The sequence below is a fragment of the Curtobacterium sp. MEB011 genome (assembly GCF_030209655.1).
In the GTDB taxonomy this organism is placed as follows: Bacteria; Actinomycetota; Actinomycetes; order Actinomycetales; family Microbacteriaceae; genus Curtobacterium; species Curtobacterium poinsettiae.
Genome location: NZ_JARVRN010000007.1, coordinates 126,657 through 142,781, shown reverse-complemented (window position 1 = coordinate 142,781; position 16,125 = coordinate 126,657). Strand labels below are relative to the sequence as shown.

Annotated in this window: 18 protein-coding genes, 1 pseudogene and 1 riboswitch; of the genes and pseudogenes, 6 read left to right on the top strand and 13 right to left on the bottom strand. The window is 72.2% G+C overall.

Annotated features, from left to right (window positions below; genetic code table 11):
* The 4 genes and pseudogenes from ribB to QRN30_RS10075 all read right to left on the bottom strand — a co-directional run.
* A pseudogene (gene ribB, locus QRN30_RS10090) lies at window positions 1-663 on the bottom strand (3,4-dihydroxy-2-butanone-4-phosphate synthase); the annotation flags it as partial.
* Entirely contained in the window at window positions 663-1,337 is a 675-nt protein-coding gene (locus QRN30_RS10085; protein ID WP_056070606.1) for a riboflavin synthase, read from the bottom strand. The pseudogene ribB and the gene QRN30_RS10085, both read right to left, overlap by 1 nt.
* 94 nt (window positions 1,338-1,431) lie before the next feature.
* A riboswitch (FMN riboswitch) is annotated at window positions 1,432-1,566 on the bottom strand.
* 251 nt (window positions 1,567-1,817) lie between these two features.
* The gene (locus QRN30_RS10080) at window positions 1,818-3,581 is read right to left on the bottom strand and encodes an LAVTG motif-containing sortase-dependent surface protein (protein ID WP_284761042.1); all 1,764 of its coding nucleotides are present in this window, start codon (window positions 3,579-3,581) and stop codon (window positions 1,818-1,820) included.
* Between the two features lie 87 nt (window positions 3,582-3,668).
* Entirely contained in the window at window positions 3,669-5,027 is a 1,359-nt protein-coding gene (locus tag QRN30_RS10075) for a hypothetical protein (protein ID WP_284761040.1), read from the bottom strand.
* Window positions 5,028-5,138: 111 nt separating this feature from the next.
* On the opposite strand from QRN30_RS10075, the gene QRN30_RS10070 reads away from it, so the two are divergent.
* The gene (locus QRN30_RS10070) at window positions 5,139-5,570 is read left to right on the top strand and encodes a GNAT family N-acetyltransferase (RefSeq protein WP_017888555.1); all 432 of its coding nucleotides are present in this window, start codon (window positions 5,139-5,141) and stop codon (window positions 5,568-5,570) included.
* A 43-nt stretch (window positions 5,571-5,613) separates the two neighbouring features.
* Here QRN30_RS10070 and QRN30_RS10065 read toward each other — a convergent pair whose 3' ends face one another.
* Window positions 5,614-6,141: an Lrp/AsnC family transcriptional regulator gene (locus tag QRN30_RS10065; RefSeq protein ID WP_017888554.1), complete on the bottom strand. Its 528-nt coding sequence runs from the start codon at window positions 6,139-6,141 to the stop codon at window positions 5,614-5,616.
* 9 nt (window positions 6,142-6,150) lie between these two features.
* Entirely contained in the window at window positions 6,151-6,717 is a 567-nt protein-coding gene (locus tag QRN30_RS10060) for a TetR/AcrR family transcriptional regulator (RefSeq protein ID WP_042538093.1), read from the bottom strand.
* Between the two features lie 122 nt (window positions 6,718-6,839).
* Here QRN30_RS10060 and QRN30_RS10055 point away from each other — a divergent pair, with 122 nt between their 5' ends.
* Together QRN30_RS10055 and QRN30_RS10050 are read left to right on the top strand one after the other, a co-directional pair.
* A complete protein-coding gene (locus QRN30_RS10055; RefSeq protein WP_284761038.1) occupies window positions 6,840-8,315 on the top strand; it encodes an MFS transporter in 1,476 nt (491 codons plus the stop codon).
* Between the two features lie 177 nt (window positions 8,316-8,492).
* Entirely contained in the window at window positions 8,493-8,942 is a 450-nt protein-coding gene (locus QRN30_RS10050; protein ID WP_194589791.1) for a phage holin family protein, read from the top strand.
* A 60-nt stretch (window positions 8,943-9,002) separates the two neighbouring features.
* Here the strand turns inward: QRN30_RS10050 and QRN30_RS10045 are convergent, their stop codons facing one another.
* Complete coding sequence (locus tag QRN30_RS10045) at window positions 9,003-9,509, bottom strand: hypothetical protein (RefSeq protein WP_017888550.1); 507 nt, start codon at window positions 9,507-9,509, stop codon at window positions 9,003-9,005.
* Window positions 9,510-9,539: 30 nt separating this feature from the next.
* Window positions 9,540-9,929, bottom strand: a complete 390-nt coding sequence (locus QRN30_RS10040) for a DUF5997 family protein (protein WP_017888549.1) — start codon at window positions 9,927-9,929, stop codon at window positions 9,540-9,542.
* Window positions 9,930-9,962: 33 nt separating this feature from the next.
* Here QRN30_RS10040 and QRN30_RS10035 point away from each other — a divergent pair, with 33 nt between their 5' ends.
* Together QRN30_RS10035 and QRN30_RS10030 are read left to right on the top strand one after the other, a co-directional pair.
* Window positions 9,963-10,775, top strand: coding sequence for a LysR family transcriptional regulator substrate-binding protein (locus tag QRN30_RS10035; RefSeq protein ID WP_159556791.1), 813 nt, complete (start codon window positions 9,963-9,965; stop codon window positions 10,773-10,775).
* Complete coding sequence (locus QRN30_RS10030; RefSeq protein WP_017888547.1) at window positions 10,772-11,242, top strand: GNAT family N-acetyltransferase; 471 nt, start codon at window positions 10,772-10,774, stop codon at window positions 11,240-11,242. Before QRN30_RS10035 ends, QRN30_RS10030 begins: the two co-directional genes overlap by 4 nt.
* 151 nt (window positions 11,243-11,393) lie before the next feature.
* Here the strand turns inward: QRN30_RS10030 and QRN30_RS10025 are convergent, their stop codons facing one another.
* The 5 genes from QRN30_RS10025 to QRN30_RS10005 form a co-directional block, all read right to left on the bottom strand.
* Window positions 11,394-12,074, bottom strand: coding sequence for a DJ-1/PfpI family protein (locus tag QRN30_RS10025; protein WP_274006572.1), 681 nt, complete (start codon window positions 12,072-12,074; stop codon window positions 11,394-11,396).
* Window positions 12,075-12,125: 51 nt separating this feature from the next.
* A complete protein-coding gene (locus QRN30_RS10020) occupies window positions 12,126-12,746 on the bottom strand; it encodes a DNA-3-methyladenine glycosylase I (protein WP_284761036.1) in 621 nt (206 codons plus the stop codon).
* Window positions 12,747-12,783: 37 nt separating this feature from the next.
* On the bottom strand, window positions 12,784-13,200 hold the full coding sequence (locus tag QRN30_RS10015) for a VOC family protein (protein ID WP_284761035.1): 417 nt from the start codon (window positions 13,198-13,200) through the stop codon (window positions 12,784-12,786).
* Window positions 13,201-13,376: 176 nt separating this feature from the next.
* Window positions 13,377-13,712: a hypothetical protein gene (locus QRN30_RS10010; RefSeq protein ID WP_284761034.1), complete on the bottom strand. Its 336-nt coding sequence runs from the start codon at window positions 13,710-13,712 to the stop codon at window positions 13,377-13,379.
* A gap of 22 nt (window positions 13,713-13,734) precedes the next feature.
* A complete protein-coding gene (locus tag QRN30_RS10005; protein WP_284761033.1) occupies window positions 13,735-15,405 on the bottom strand; it encodes a sodium:solute symporter family protein in 1,671 nt (556 codons plus the stop codon).
* A gap of 142 nt (window positions 15,406-15,547) precedes the next feature.
* Here QRN30_RS10005 and aroQ point away from each other — a divergent pair, with 142 nt between their 5' ends.
* The gene (gene aroQ, locus QRN30_RS10000) at window positions 15,548-15,991 is read left to right on the top strand and encodes a type II 3-dehydroquinate dehydratase (RefSeq protein ID WP_017888541.1); all 444 of its coding nucleotides are present in this window, start codon (window positions 15,548-15,550) and stop codon (window positions 15,989-15,991) included.
* The last annotated feature ends 134 nt before the right edge of the window (window positions 15,992-16,125 follow it).

Here is a 16,125-nt window from a genome sequence, read left to right as displayed (position 1 = left end):
GGCAGTCGCTGCCGCCGCCCGGTCTGCCGCGTCCAGCCACTCGGCGAGCGCAGCGATGGTGATGACGGGCACGCCTTCGCGCGCCCCGAGTGCGACGAGCGCCGGCAGTCGCATCATGCTGCCGTCCTCGTCGACGATCTCGCAGATCGCCGCAGCGGGACGGAGTCCGGCCGCGGTGACGAGCTCGATCGCTGCTTCGGTGTGCCCGGCGCGCTCGCGGACCCCACCCGGTCGGGCGCGCAGGGGCACCACGTGGCCGGGTCGGTGCAGGTCGTCGCGCACCGAGTCCGGGTCGGCGAGGACCCGCAGGGTGCGGGCGCGGTCGTGGGCGCTGATGCCCGTGGTCACACCGACGGCCGCGTCGACGGTGACCGTGTAGGCCGTACCGCGGACGTCCTCGTTGTGCGCCACCATCGGCGGCAGGTCGAGCGCATCGGCGATCTCGGTGCTGACCGGCGCGCAGATGAACCCGGACGAGTGCGCGACGGTCCAGGCGATCCACTCCGGCGACGCGAGCTCGGCGGACAGGATGACGTCGCCCTCGTTCTCACGGTCCTCGTCGTCGACGACGATGACGGGGCGGCCTGCCGCGATCGACGCGATCGCGGTCTCGATGCTCGACGAGCCGAGCGCCTGCGGGACGGTGCCGGCCTCGGCGACCATCACCGGGCCTCCGATCCGGCGGTCTCGAGCGGCTGCGCGGCGGTCTCGAGGGACTGCGCCGCGGCGTCGAGCCGCAGCATGCGACGGACGTGCCGGGCCAGCACGTCGGTCTCCACGTTCACCCGGTCACCCGGCACACGGAGCCCGAGCGTCGTGGCCTCGAGCGTCTCGGGGATCAGGCTCACCTCGAACCAGGCGGCGTCGGGGTGGGTGTCCTCCGGGGAGACGGCGCTGACCGTGAGCGAGACGCCGTCGAGCGCGACGGAGCCCTTGTCGACCACGAGCGGGCTGAGCGCCGGCGCGAGCGAGAACCGCACACGCCGCCAGCCGTCGCCGTCGGAGGTCTCGAGCACCGCGGCGGTGCCGTCGATGTGGCCCTGCACGATGTGTCCGCCCAGGCGGTCGCCGACCGACGCAGCGCGCTCGAGGTTCAGGCGGTCCCCCACCCGGAGTGTGCCGTGGGCGCTCATGTCGAGGGTCTGCTTCATGACGAAGGCGGTGAAGGTCTCGGGGGTCTGTTCGACGACGGTCAGGCAGACACCGCTCGTGGCGATCGAGTCGCCGTGCCGGGCGTCCTGCACGACGACGGGGCCGTGCACGGTGAGCGCGACGGAGTCGCCCTGCTGCTCGACGGCGGTGACGGTGCCGAGTTCCTCGATGATGCCGGTGAACACTGGTGTCCTCTCAACGGGACTCCGGGGGCGTTCGACGATCGTCGGCATCGACGAACGGGTCGCACCCCACGGGTCGTGGGGTCGTCCTGTCCGCCCAGCGCGCCTCCCATCCGGACTTTCACCGTCGGTCCCGGATTTCCACCGGGTCAACATCTGGCGGGTTCGCACCCGTCGTCAGTTCGTGGACTGTCACCACCGGCTCGGATTTCCACCGACCCCGGAGCGCTTGCGTAGTCGGAACGATACCCCAGGCCGCTGACGGCCGCGCCCTGCTCGTGAGCGCCGTCGTAACCGGGCGTCTCCCCCGGACGGGTCCGGCGTCCGCGGTGTCCGTCGTCCAGACCGCGACGATCCACGAGTCGATCGACGAGCGGTCCGTCGGAACATGCACACGCATCCGATGCGCCGACGTGACCGGAGGTCTCCCCGGGCAGGGTGACGAGGGGCGCCACGGTGTGACGCCCCTCGATCACCCGGCGGTCAGTGCCGGCGACGGAGCACGAGCGTGCCGACTCCGGCGAGGAGCAGCAGGAGCGCGAACCCTGCCGGCAGGACCGGCGAGCCGGCTCCCGTGTACGCGAGCTCCGGCTGGCCGTCACCGGCCGCGGCGGCCGCCGCGACGGTCCCGGCGCTGGTCCGGACCCCGCTGGTGGCGGCGGTCGTGGTGGTCGCCACGCCCGCTGTGGAGGCCCGGGTCGGCTCGACGACGTCGACCACACCCACGGGGGTGGTCACGGTGCCGGGCTCGGTGCCGGTTCCGGGGTCCGTCCCGGTGGGGACGGTTCCCGGGTCGGTCCCGGGGTCGGTGCCGGGGTCCGTGCCCGGGTCGGTTCCGGGGTCCGTGCCCGGGTCGGTTCCGGGGTCCGTGCCCGGGTCGGTCCCGGGGTCAGTACCCGGGTCGGTGCCGGGGTCCGTGCCGGTGCCGGTGCCCGGGGTGGTGCTGGTGCCGTCACCGACGATGCCGATCCCGTTGCCACCGATGGTGATCGGCAGGCTGATCACGGGGGTCACCTGCGTGCCGGAGAGCAGACCGTCGTCACCGGAGGTCGTGCCGCCGGTCGTCGGTGTCGTGGAGCCGGTACCGGTGGCCGGAGCCGTCGTGCCGGTGCTCGTGCCGTCACCGAGGACGCCGATCCCGTTGCCACCGATGGTGACCGGGACGGCGACGACCGGGCTGACCTGCGTGCCCGACGCTGTGCCGTCCGAACCCGAGGTCGAACCACCGGCGGCCGGAGCGGTCCCGGTGCCCGTGGTCGTGCCTGCGGCCGGAGCCGTGCTCGCCGAGGTACCCGTCCCGAGCAGTCCGATGCCGTTGTCCGCCACCGTGACCGGGATCGAGACCACCGGGGACACCTGCGTGCCCGAGGCCGTCCCGTCCGAACCCGAGGTCGAGCCACCGGCCGCCGCGGCGGTCCCGGTGCCCGTGCTCGTGCCTGCGGCCGGAGCCGTGCTCGTCGAGCTGCCGTCACCGAGGACGCCGATGCCGTTGCCACCGATCGTCACCGGGACGTCGACCAGACCGGTCACCTGGGTGCCGGAGAGCAGTCCGTCGGTTCCCGAGGTGGTCGGCGCTGCCGGGGCCTCGGCGGCCGGGGCCGTCGGGGTCGTCGGTGCCGTCGCCTCGGGGGCGGTCGATGTCGACGTGCCGTCACCCAGGACGCCGATGCCGTTGCCGGACACCGTCACCGGGGCCGTCACGGTCGGGGCGACCTGGGTGCCGGAGGCGGTGCCGTCCTGCCCCGAGGTGCTCGGAGCGGGAGCCGCCGGAGCCGGAGCGGGAGCCGCCGGAGCCGGGGCCGGAGCCGCAGGAACCGGGGCCGGAGCCGGGGCCGGAGCAGCCGCGGGGGCAGCCGCGGGTGCGCTCGTCGAGACCGCATCGCCGCCGACGGCCACGGCGTTGCCGCCGACCGTCACCGGTGCTGCGACGTCCGGCACCACCTGCGTGCCGGAGAGCGTGCCGTCCTCGCCCGAGGTGCTCGGGGACACGGCGGCGGGCGCCGGAGCAGCCGCCGGGGCCGGGGCAGCCCCGGCCGAGCCGGTCACGGTGGACACCGCGTCACCGAGCACGCCGATCGCGTTGCCGCCGAGGGACACCGGAGCGTCCACGGAGGGCGCCACCTGGGTGCCCGAGACGGTGCCGTCGGCACCGGATGTCGTGGCCGCGTTCGCCGCAGCCGTGCCGCCGAGCGTGAGCCCGCCGACGAAGAGGGCGAACCAGAGCCCTCTGGAGACGTACTTGTTCATGGTCGTGCTCCCTGATCGAGATCGTCACCGACCGCGGACGCAGCCGGGATGTGTGCGTGCCTGCCGTGCCGGGCAGGCGCACCGATCTCAGTCAGGGGCGACGTCGTGCTCGCCGACGACCGATGCGGGCACCGCGTCGTCGGAGAGCGTGCCGCGAGGCCCCGCGGCGAGGGAGACGATGTCGTCGGTCGTACCGACGATGCCGACGGCAGCTGCGCCGCCGGAGTTCGTGGAGGCGCTGCCACCGAGCACGCCGGCGTCGGTGCCGTCGAACGGGACCCCGTGGCCCTTGCCGTCCGCGGGGAGGAGCAGCGCGTGGCCGCCGAGGGTCGCGTCCTGCACGTCGACGGCTGCGAGCACCGGGCCGACCGGCGCCGCCGGGGTCGCCGCAACGGCGTGGTCGGGCGAGCCGAACACGCCGGAGCGAGCACCCGAGTCGTCGCCGGTGCCGACACGGGCCGGAGCGGTGGACACCGCGGTGCCCTGCGCGGGCGCGGTTCCGGGCCGGACGGGGACGTCGGCGACCGGCGCCGACGGGACGGGCCCGGCGGGCGGGTTCGAGCCGCCGCCCACCGGGAGTGCGGGGACGTCGACGACGGGATCCGTGCCTCCTGGCAGGGCGCCGCCGACGGACGGGACAACGCCCTCGACCACGGCAGGGACGGTGCCGACGGTCGTGCCGACCGAGCCGAGCGTGTCGTCGACCAGGCCCGTGACCGGACCGGTGACGGTGCCGAGGGTGTCGTCGCCGAGGACCGTCCCGACCACCGGGACGCTGCCGACCACGTCGTCGACGGTGTCGACGACGGCGGTCACGGGGCGTGCGCCGGTGACGTGTTCCACGGTGCCCGTGACGGGACGCAGGACGTTCGCGACGGCGTCGGTGACCGGACGGGAGGCGGTGCTCACGTGGTCGACGACCTGTCGCACCGGGCGCGTGGCCGGGTCGGCCGCGCGGGCGGTCGTGGTCGTGGTCGGCTGGGCAGCCGGGGCAGCCGGGGCGGCAGGCGCCGGAGCGGGGCTCGACGGGGCCGGGGCGGCAGGCGCGGGAGCGGCGGGAGCAGGGGCGGCGGGGACCGCGGCAGGCACCGGGGCTGCGGGAGCGGGCGCCGATGCTGCCGGTGCCGGTGCCGGTGCCGGGGCTGCGGGAGCAGGTGCCGGTGCCGGTGCCGCGGGTGCCGGCACGACGGCCTTGCGGACGGGGTCCGTCACGCCGCCGACGACCTTGCCGACCTCGCCGGTCACCCCCTGCACGGTGCCACCGACGCCCTCGACCACGTTGCCGACGAGTCCGCGCTGCTCGGCAGCAGGCGGGGCGGTCGTGGCGGCGGATGCCGGGCGCGCGCCGAGCAGCAGGGACAGCAGCACGAGGGCAGCGAGGGTCCCGACGCCCAGCAGGACGATGCGGAGTGCGGCGCGCCAGGGTGCGCGCAACGGGTTGTCCATGCGCTCACCTCCTGATCTCGGCTGCGCACGTAGAGTGGTTGACCGGCAATGTACGCCGATCCGGTCCGGAACACACCCTGTTTCGGAAGAAATACTCAGGAAGGGCCGTCCGTGGTCTCGATCTTCAACGCTCCGACCCGCAACCTGGACATCGTCACGCTGCACGAGATCCTGCGGCTCCGGCAGGATGTCTTCGTCGTCGAGCAGGAGGCCGCGTACGGCGACATCGACGGCCGCGACCTCGAGCCGGGGACGGTGCAGTTCTGGGCCGGCAACGGCTCGGTGGACGCGACCCTGCGTCTGCTCCGCGAGCCCGACGGCACCGAGCGCATCGGCCGGGTCGCCACCGCGCAGCATGCCCGCGGGCAGGGACTCGCCGGGCAGCTCATGGAGGCGGCGATCGCCGAGTCGCGCTCGCCGAGCATCGCCCTCGGCGCCCAGTCCCACCTGGAGCAGTGGTACGGCCGCTTCGGATTCGTGCGTTCCGGGGACGAGTACCTCGAGGACCGCATCCCGCACATCCCGATGACGCGGAAGCGCTGACCCGGAGCTACTGCCCCGGGGCCCCTGACGCGGGGTTCGTGCCTCAGGCCCGCCAGCGCCGCAGTTCGTCGAACGAGCGGCCCTGGGCGGCGCGGTCGGCGACGAGGCGTTCGAACACGATGTTCGTCTGCGTCGTCGCCACCGAGGGGTCACCGCTGAGCTCGTCGGCGACGAAGTCCCGGAGCTGCTCCGTCGACTCGCACGCGATGTGCACGAGGAAGTCCTTGTCCCCGGCCAGGAACGACACGTCCTGCACGACCGGCACCCGCAGCAGGCGCTTCGCGAAGTCCCGCAGTTCGTGGCGAGCGGCGGCGTGCACGCGGACGGACACCATCGCCTCGATCGAGAACCCCAGGCGCGCGACGTCCACCTCGGCCCGGTAGCCGCGGATCACCCCGGCGTCCTCGAGGGCACGGACCCGGGCGAGGCACGTCGAGGGCGCGATGCCGACCGCGGCCGCGAGCCGGTTGTTCGGGATCCGGGCGTCCGCGGCGAGGGTCCAGAGGATGCGCTCGTCGACCTCGTCCAGGCGCGGAGCGGGGTCGGGGCGACGTGCGGGTCGGTCGGACACCCCTCGACGCTACCGCGGCGGCGCGAGCAGGGCGCGGAGGGCGTCCTCGAGCGCCGCCGACACGACGGCGTCGGCGGCGGATGCCAGGGGTTCCACCGCGGTGGACTGCCGGAGCATCGACATCCCGAGCACCACCGCGAGCGCGATCTCGGCCCGGACGAGCAGCGCGTCGGACCCGGCACCGCCGACGGTGCCCGCGAGCCGTTCGGCGTAGCGACGCAGCGTCTCGCGGCGGATGGCGTCGGCACCGTCGTCGCCGGAGGACCGGAGCAGGAGCATCAGCTGCAGCGAGTCGTCGTCGGTGGGCGTCCGCACGATGTGGGTGATGATCCCCGTGAGCGCCCGCTCGAGCCCCTGTTCGCTCGTCTCCTCGGCGCCCAGGTCACGGACGACGCGGTCGAGGCAGGCGCGGAACAGCCCTTCCTTCGACCCGAAGTACCGGTTGATCAGGGCGACGTTGACCCCGGCGTCCCCGGCGATCTCGCGCACGGTCGTCGCGCGGTACCCGTCGAAGGCGAACCGTCGGCGGGCGGCCTGCACGAGCAGGAGTCGGGTGGCCGCGGCGTCCTTGCTCATGGTGCGCAGCCTAGCGGTCCTCACAGGGATGTAAGCAAGCGTTGACATGCGGTCGTTCCGGCGTACGCTCGTGATGTCAGCAGTTGTTTACATCGCCATCGACCACGAGGACACGGAGCACGATGACCGACACCATGCAGAGCCCACGGACCGGCTCGCACCCCACCACGAACGGGCGCCGGCCGAACAGCACGGCGATCATCGTCTCCCTGTCCCTCGGCGGCCTGTCCTTCGCGGTCCTGCAGTCGCTGGTCGCCCCGGCGCTGTCGACCATCGGACAGGACCTCGGCGCCTCCACCAGTGCGACGAGCTGGGTGCTCACGGCCTACCTGCTCTCCGCCTCGGTGCTCACGCCGATCCTCGGTCGCCTCGGCGACATGATCGGCAAGCGCAAGGTCCTGATCGTCGTGCTGTCGATCCTGCTCGTCGGGGCCGTGCTCGCCGCGCTCGCGCCGAACCTCGGCGTGCTGATCGTCGGACGGGCACTGCAGGGCGCCGCCGGTGCCGTGATGCCGCTGTCGATCGGCATCGTGCGGGACGAGCTGCCGAAGGAGAAGGTCAGCGTCACGATCGGTCTGCTGTCGGCGATCTTCGGGATCGGTGCCGGTGTCGGCATCGTCGCGGCCGGACCGATCGTCGAGCACCTGTCCTGGCACTGGCTGTTCTGGCTCCCCGCCGTGCTCGTCGTCATCGCGCTGCTCGGGGCGGTCTTCGGCATGCCGGAGTCCCCGGTGCGGAAGCCCGGACGCCTCGACATGGCCGGCACGTTCGTCCTGGCGGTGTCGCTCGTCGCGATCCTGCTCGCCGTCAGCGAGGGCGAGACCTGGGGCTGGGGCGACGCCAAGACGATGGGCCTGCTGGTCCTCGGCGCCGTCGCACTGGTCGTGTTCGTCCTCGTCGAGCTGCGGGTCGCCGAGCCGCTCATCGACGTGCGGCTCTTCGCCGTCCGCGGCGTCTGGACGGCCCACGTCGTCGCACTGGTCTTCGGGTTCGCGATGTTCGGCACCTTCGTCCTCGTCCCGACGCTCCTGCAGCTCCCGACGGCGCTCGGCTACGGCTTCGGCAAGGACGTCACCCAGGCCGGGCTCTTCCTGCTGCCGACCGTCGTGATGATGGTGGTCGCCGGGCCGATCGCCGGCGTCCTGGTGCGCAAGGTCGGCCCGAAGCCACCGATGCTCATCGGCGGGTTCGCCATCGTCGCCGCGTTCGTGCTGCCAGCCATCGCACACGCCGAGCTGTGGCAGGTGGTGGCCTCCGGCGTCCTGACCGGCATCGGCATCGGCATGGCCCTGGCCGCCTGCTCGAACGCGATCATCGAGAGCGTCCCCGCGAACCAGACCGGCGAGGCCATCAGCGCCAACACGGTCGTCCGCACCATCGGCTCGAGCGTCGGCACCGCCGTCATCGCCGCGCTCATCACCTCGCACAGCACGCCGCAGGGTCTGCCGACCGACGACGCCTTCACGATCGGGTTCTGGGCGTGCACCGGGGTCGCGGTCGTGGCCGTGCTCGCAGCACTCGTCGCCCCGTCGATGCGTGCCCGCCGCGCAGCGGCCGCCGCCCGCGGGATCGACGACCTCGAGGAGGTCACCGAGTAGCGCGGTGGACCCGGCCACCCCGCCAGGCCCGTCCTGCGTCGTCGACGCGGGGCGGGCCTCCGCGTCCGTTGCACAACCTGGGAACGCACCGCACGCACGCGCGGCGGCGTGACGATCATCGGGTCGGTCGCGTCCTGTCAGGGGACGCGGACCGCCGCGCCCGGACAGGAGACTCTCATGAGCAGCACCGATCACGACGACACCACCGCACCCGGCCGGCCGTCGTTCCGCGACACCGTGACCGCCGGACTCGTGCAGAAGGCCCTCGAGCCGGTGCTGCGCGCGGTACGTGAGGAGGTCGCCTCGGCGCGGCGGGAGATCGGCGAGCGCGCCAGCGGTGCGAAGACCGGGCTGGTGCTCACCGGGGTGGCCGTCGGGTTCGCCCTGACGACCCTGGTCGCACTGGCGGGCTTCGCGGTGGCGCTGTTGGCCCTGGCCCTGCCGCTGTGGGCGGCGACCGGGATCACGTTCGCGGCGTTCGCGATCGTCACCGCGATCCTGTTCGTCGTCGGCCTGCGCGGGATCCGGCGCGGGGTACCGCCGGTGCCGAAGGACACGATCCGGGCGGCCAAGCAGCGGGTGACGCACGCGGCGGACGCCCCGGCGGACAGCGCCGCGCGCGACTGACGCCCCGCTCCCGCCGTCGCTGCCGGCGCAGCCGCTGCTGCCAGCGCGGGCTGGGCTGGGCTACATCGCCAGGGTCATGCCGACCACGGCGACGGTCATCGCGAAGACCTCGCCGCTGCGGACGGCTCGCCGGTCCTCGCGCCCCCACTCGTACCGGAGCAGCCAGCCACTGAAGGCGCAGTAGCCGATCACGCCGGCACCGAGCACCGCGGACAGCGCGATGCCGTGCCCGGCGTGGTCACCGGCGACGCCCGAGGCGTGGCCCATCAGCAGCATCCCCGCCATCACGACGGCGGAGAGCGCGCGGTGCACGTCCATCGGCTCCGCACGGCGGCCGTCGGCGCGGCGTCGACGCATGACGGGCAGCGGTGCGAGCAACAGCAGCAGGGTGGCGGCGAACAGGGTCCACACGGCGCCGGCGTCGACGACGGGCATGAGCATCGCGACGAGCATCACGCCCGCCGGCACGATCACGCCCGGACGCGGCCGGTAGCGGTCACCGACGATGCAGCACACGGACGCGAACTGCGGCACGACCAGCATGGCGTCGGCGACGGTCTCGTGCACGTGGGGCGTCCTCGGTGCGGCGGAGTGGGGTCAGTCCTCGGCGCGGGCAGCGGCCTTGGCGGCGCGCTCCTGCTTCACGCGGGCGTTCTCGGCGTGCACGGCGGCCTGCGTCGCACGCTCGCGGACGAGCCACTCGGGCTTCTGCTCGAGCAGCGTCTTGATGTCCGCCGTCGTCAGCGCGTCGTCAATCCCGGCGCGGCTCAGACCCGAGATCGAGATGCCGAGCTTCTGCGCCACGACGGGTCGCGGGTGCGGGCCGTCGCGTCGGAGGTCCTCGAGCCAGGTCGGGGGTTCGGTCCGGAGCTCGTCGAAGGCGGTCCGCGTGAGGGGAGCGCTCTGGAAGGACTCCGGAGCGGCCGTCAGCAAGATGCCGAGCTTCTTCGCAGCCGTCTCGGGCTTCATGGTCTGTTCCTGCGCCATGAGGACAAGGGTACGGCCCCTATGCTCGTCTGCATGACCGCGGCTCTCACCATCGCCTTCGTGCCGGGGGTCTCCCCCGCAAAGTGGGCCCGTGTCTGGCGGGATCGCTTCCCCTCCATCGAGCTCCGGCTGCGGCCGATCGGTGCCGACGACGTCGACGACACGCTGGCGGGCGAGGCTGACATGGTCTTCGCGCGCATGCCCGTGTCCGAGCGGCACAACGCCATCCCGCTCTGGACCGAGACGGCCGTCGTCGCGATGCCCAAGGACTCCCCCCTCGCCGAACTCGCCGAGGTCGACCTCGCCGACGCCGAGGTCCACGTGATCGACGCGGGCCCGGTGCCCGCCGACATCGACGGATCGCTCGACCTGGTCGAGGCGAACGTCGGCGTCGTGGTGCTCCCCCAGTCGCTGTTCCGCGCCGCCAGCCGAAAGGACCTGGTCGGTCGTCCGCTCATGGACGCCGAGGGCACGCGCATCGCGCTGGTCTGGCGGGACGAGGACGCCACCGAGACCACCGAGGAGTTCATCGGCGTGGTGCGCGGGCGGACCGCCAACAGCTCGCGCCAGCCAGGAGGCCCGGATCGCGACGGCGACGACGACTCGCGTCCGGCTCGTGGCGGCGCCAAGGCCGGCTCGGGTGCCAAGGGCGCGTCGGGTGGGTCCGGCGGGTCGGGTGCGTCGGGGTCCAAGGGCGCCGGCGGCTCCGGCGGCAAGGCCAAGGCGAAGTCACCCGGCAGCGGCAAGTCCGGCGCCGGCAAGAAGTCCAACACCGGCAAGGGGCCCACGCCCGGACGCGGCAAGATGCGCGGCAAGCCGAGCCGGGGTTCCAAGGGCAACCGATGACCGACACGCGGCTCGTCGCGATGCCGGCCACGCGCCTCCCGGCCTGGCTCCACCGCACGATGGCCGAGTACGTCGAGTCGCGGATGCAGGCGGGCGAGAGCCGCGAGCAGGCCGAGGCGAACGAGCAGCAGTCGCGGGACCGCTGGTTCCCGGACGGCTCCCCCGCTGACGGCCACCTGGTGTGGGAGGTCCTCGACCAGGACGACACCGTCGTCGGGTCGCTCTGGATCGGGCCGTTCACGACGGGCAGCACCGACTGGTGGGTGTTCGACGTCGAGATCGACGAGGCGCACCGGCGTCGCGGGCACGCCCGTCGCGCGCTCGAGCTCGGGCACCGCGCCGCTGCCGAACGCGGTGCGACGAGCATCGGGCTGAACGTGTTCGGCTACAACACGGGAGCGCAGGAGCTGTACGCGGCCCTCGGGTACCAGGTGACGTCGGCGCAGATGCGGAAGCCGCTGCGCTAGCGCAGGACGGCCGCGGGCGCGGCGCCGGTCACAACACCCCGCCTGCATGGCCCCGAGCGGTCACGAAGTGTCGGCTGGCCGCGCCCGGAACGACGTGTCGTGACCACTCGGCGGAGACCAGCGGGGATTCGTGACCGTGTGGAGGTCCGCGTCAGCGCAGGACGGCTGCGGCGGCGCGGGTCACCCGGTCGCCGCGCGATTCCTCGGCTGCTGCACGGGCCCGGGCGATGACGACGGCGTCGGCGCGCTCGGCTGATCCGTGGTCGAACGGTGGCTGCGGGTCGTACTCGATCTGCAGCTGGATCGCCTCGGCCGCGGGGCGTCCGGCGAGCTCGGCCGCGAGCCACAGCGCCATGTCGATGCCCGCGCTCACCCCGGCGGCGGTGACGACGGCGCCGTCCCGAGCGATCCGGGCGTCGACCGGCTGCGCACCGAAGGCCTCGAGCATCGGCTTCGAGGCCCAGTGGGTCGTCGCGCGACGGCCGGCGAGCAGCCCGGCGGCGCCGAGCACGAAGGCCCCGGTGCACACCGACGTCATCCACGTGGCGTCCTCGGCCTGGCGCCGGACGAAGGCCACGACGTCCGGGTCGAGCATCGCGTCGAAGGCACCGTCACCGCCGGGGACGACCAGCACGTCCGCGGCGCCTGCATCCTGGATCGTCACGGTGGGGACGAGCTCGAGGCCGCAGTCGCTCGGCACGGGGTCGAGCGTCGCCGCGACGTACTCGACGCGCGCGCCGGGCACGCGGCTGAGCACCTGGGCCGGACCGGTCAGGTCCAGCTGGGTCAGGTGCGGGAACAGCAGGAACGCGATCCGGATCTCGTCGGCCATGTCGTGACCATAGTCCCGGCGCTCTCGTTCTCGTGCTCGTGGGCTCGGCCGTCAGTTCCAGACGCCCGAGGTTCCGCGCCGGTGGCTGCCGACCAGGTGGGTGTCGACGATGCCGAGCGCTTCCATCAGGGCGTACATCGTCGTCGGCCCGACGAAGGCGAAGCCGCGCTTCCGCAGCGCCTTCGACAGGGCGAGGGACTCATCCGACTTCGTCGGGACCTCGGCGGAGGACCGCGGCTCGGGCGTGGTCGTCGGCCGGAACGACCACACGAACTCGGCGAGCCCGCCGTCCTGCCGCAGGGCGGTCGTGGCGTCCGCGTTGGTGATCGTCGCGAGGATCTTCGCGCGGTTCCGGACGATCCCCGCGTCGGCCATCAGCCGTGCGACGTCGTCCTCGCCGAAGGCTGCGACGGTGTCGGGGTCGAAGTCGGCGAAGGCTGCCCGGAACGCCGGTCGCTTCGCCAGGATCGTGCGCCACGACAGACCGGACTGGAACGCCTCGAGCGACAGCCGCTCGAACACCCCGCGTTCATCGCGCACGGGCATGCCCCACTCGGTGTCGTAGTAGGCGCGAAGCAGGTCGTCCGACGACGCCCAGACGGGCCGGGCCAGGCCGTCGTCACCGGTGACGAGGTCGGGCACGGGCGGGACGGCGACGGGCTCGGTGCTCATGCGACCATCCTGGCGGGCGCCGCCGACACCCCGGGACTCACTCGGCGGGCGGACCGTCCTGCGTCGCCTGCTCGTCCATCCACACGTACTCCCAGCGGTGTCCGTCCGGGTCGGTGAAGCTCCGCTGGTACATGAAGCCGAGGTCCATCTCCGGGCGGTCCTCGGTGCCGCCGGCTGCCACCGCGGCGTCGACGACACGGTGGACGTCCTCCTTCGACGGTGCGCTGAGCGAGTTGATGACCTCGATCGTGTCCGGACCGGCGATCGTCTTGTCGGTGAAGTCCGCGAACTTCGCCGTCGTCAGGATCATGACGGAGATCGTGTCGCTCACCACCACGCACGCTGCGGTGTCGTCGCTGAACGCCGGGTTGATCGAGTACCCGAGCGCCTCGTAGAACGTCTTCGAGCGCTCGAGGTCGGTGACGGGCAGGTTGATGAAGACCATCGTTTCCATGGCGGTTCCTTTCGTTCCGCTCAACCTGGACCCAGCTGGATCAGCGCGCAACCGTTTCGTGGGGGAACCAACCGGTACGGGAGTCCGACGATGAGGGCGGAAACGACGAAGTCGCTGTCGTGCGACAGCGACTTCGTCGTTCTGCGTCAGGCCGGGGATGCCCGAGCCAGACGGGCTCAGGCCAGCTCGCGCCCCTCGCCCGCGGCACGCTGGTGTGCCTCGGCCTCGGCCTGGCCGATGATGTCCTCGGCGGGCACGGGGTTCAGGCGGTCCCAGAGGAAGAACAGCCCGCCGCCGACGAGCAGCGAGATCCCGACCCACAGGTTGATGTGGATCCCGCCGGTCTTCTCGGGGTCGGTGTTCCAGTGCACGATCCCGACGATGGTGGTGATCACGCCGTACAGGACGAACAGGCCGCCGAGGATGCGGCGCAGGTCGAGCCGGCGGGTGGAGCGGACCAGGGCAGCCTTCTGCTCCTCGGTCATCGCGCCGGGGGTGGTGGTTTCACTCATGAGCAGTGGTCTCCTTCGCGGATCAGAGGAACGGGAGGTACAGGACGACGCACAGCACGAGCGCGACGGTGCCGAGCAGCGCGGGCGAGCGGTACCAGGCGGTGTCCGTCGCGACCGAGTCGCCGTGCAGGTCGATCTTGCCGATGCCGTAGACGAGCCCGCCGAGTTCCTTCTCGTCCTTCGGCTTGGTCAGCATCGAGACGACGAAGCCGACGACCATCACGGTGACGAACGAGATGATCGCGCCGTACAGGGTCTCCGCGGTGGCCGTGGCGAACAGGTCGGGGTTCACCAGGTACGCGATCCAGGTGATCGTCGGGGTCACGATGCCGAGGACGTAGCCCCACAGCGCACCCTGCGTCGTCATGCGCTTCCACAGCAGGCCGAGGATGAACACGGCGAACAGCGGTGCGTTGAAGAACGAGAACAGCGTCTGCATGTAGGTCATGATGTTCGACGCCTGGGCCGCGATGAACGCGGTCGCGATGCCGACCACGACGCCGACGACGGTGACCCAGCGGCCCGTCTTCAGGTAGTGCAGGTCGGGCATGTTCGGGCGGATGTAGCGCTGCCAGATGTCGTAGGTGAAGACGGTGTTGAACGACGAGACGTTCGCCGCCATGCCGGCCATGAACGATGCCAGCAGACCGGTCACCGCGATGCCGAGCACACCGGTCGGCAGGTACATCTGGATGAGCTTCGGGATCGCGTCGTTGTAGGTGAGCGTGCCGTCGGCGAACTGGTTGCCCACGACGGCCGCGGCGATGAGGCCGGGGATGACGACGATGGCCGGGATGAAGAGCTTCGGGATCGCGGCGATGAGCGGGGTGCGGCGGGCCGCGGACATGTTCTTCGCCGAGAAGGCGCGCTGCACCTCGGTGAAGTTCGTGGTCCAGTAGCCGAACCCGAGCACGAAGCCCAGGCCGAGCACGATGGCGAGCCAGTTGGCGCCGATGGGGTTGGTGACGTCACCGAAGCCGGTGCCGGCCCAGGCCTGCAGGTGCTGCACGCCCTGGGTCTCGGTGATGGCCTTCGACAGGCCGTCCCACCCGCCGACGCGGTGCAGACCGACGATCGTCAGCGGGATGAGTCCGGCGATGATCACGAAGAACTGCATGACCTCGTTGTAGATCGCGCTCGAGAGTCCGCCGAGGGTGATGTAGACGAGCACGAAGCCCGCGGAGACGATGATCGCCAGCCACTCCGGCCAGCCGAGCATGGCCTCGATGACGATGGCCATCGCGTACAGGTTGATGCCCGCGATGAGCACGTTCGACACCGCGAACGCGATCGCGTTCACCAGGTGCGGCGCCTTGCCGAAGCGGCGCAGCATGAACTCCGGCACCGAGCGGACCTTCGAGCCGTAGTAGAACGGCATCATCACGAGGCCGAGGAACACCATCGCGGGCACGGCGCCGACGAGGTAGTAGTGCAGGGTGGCCATGCCGATCTGGGCACCGTTCGCCGCCATGCCGAGGATCTCGGTGGCACCGAGGTTCGCGGACACGAACGCCAGGCCCGTGATCCACGCCGGCATCGAGCGGCCGGACAGGAAGAAGTCCATGCTCGTCCGGACCTGCTTGCGGGCGGTGAACCCGATCCCGATGACGACCGCGAAGTACACGATGATCATCAGGTAGTCGACCCAGCCCAAGTCGAGCCGGATCCCTTCGTTCGCTGCAGCGAGAACCATTCACATCTCCACGTCAGTGTGTTGCAGTCGACAACTCTGCCGACCCGGACGAAGACGTTACACCGGTTTGTGACCGTTCACATAGCCCGCGCATGCATCGTCCGCGCCGCGCATCGCTCCCCCCGTTCGCTACGCTCGGCCCATGACCGACGCGTCGCGCATCCTCGTCCTCAACGGCCCGAACCTCGACATCCTCGGGCGCCGCGACCCGGAGCAGTACGGCACCGTGACGCTCGCCGAGATCGAGGCGATCGTGCACACCGAGGCAGCGGTGCACGGGCTCGAGGCCGACTTCCGCCAGACCAACCGCGAGGGCGAGCTGGTGGAGTGGCTGCACGAGGCGCTCGACGACTTCGCCGCGGTCGTGATCAACCCCGCCGCGTACGCGCACACCTCGGTCGCACTGCACGACGCGGTGGAGGCCCTGTGGGTCCCCGTCGTCGAGGTGCACCTGTCGAACACGTGGAAGCGCGAGCCGTTCCGCCACGTCGACCACGTCGCCACCGCCGCGACGGCGGTCATCGCCGGCGCGGGTGCCGACGGCTACCGACTGGCGGTCGCGCACGTCGCGTCCCTGCTCGCCTGACCCACAGAAGACCGGGAGGCCCGTGGCGGCGCCGCCACGGGCCTCCCGTCCGCCTGCTGCTCACGCCGGGTCGCGCCCGTTCCTTCCCATCACACGCGCGATGCCAGGTGGTTCCGGGCGTCCCTGATGGGAAC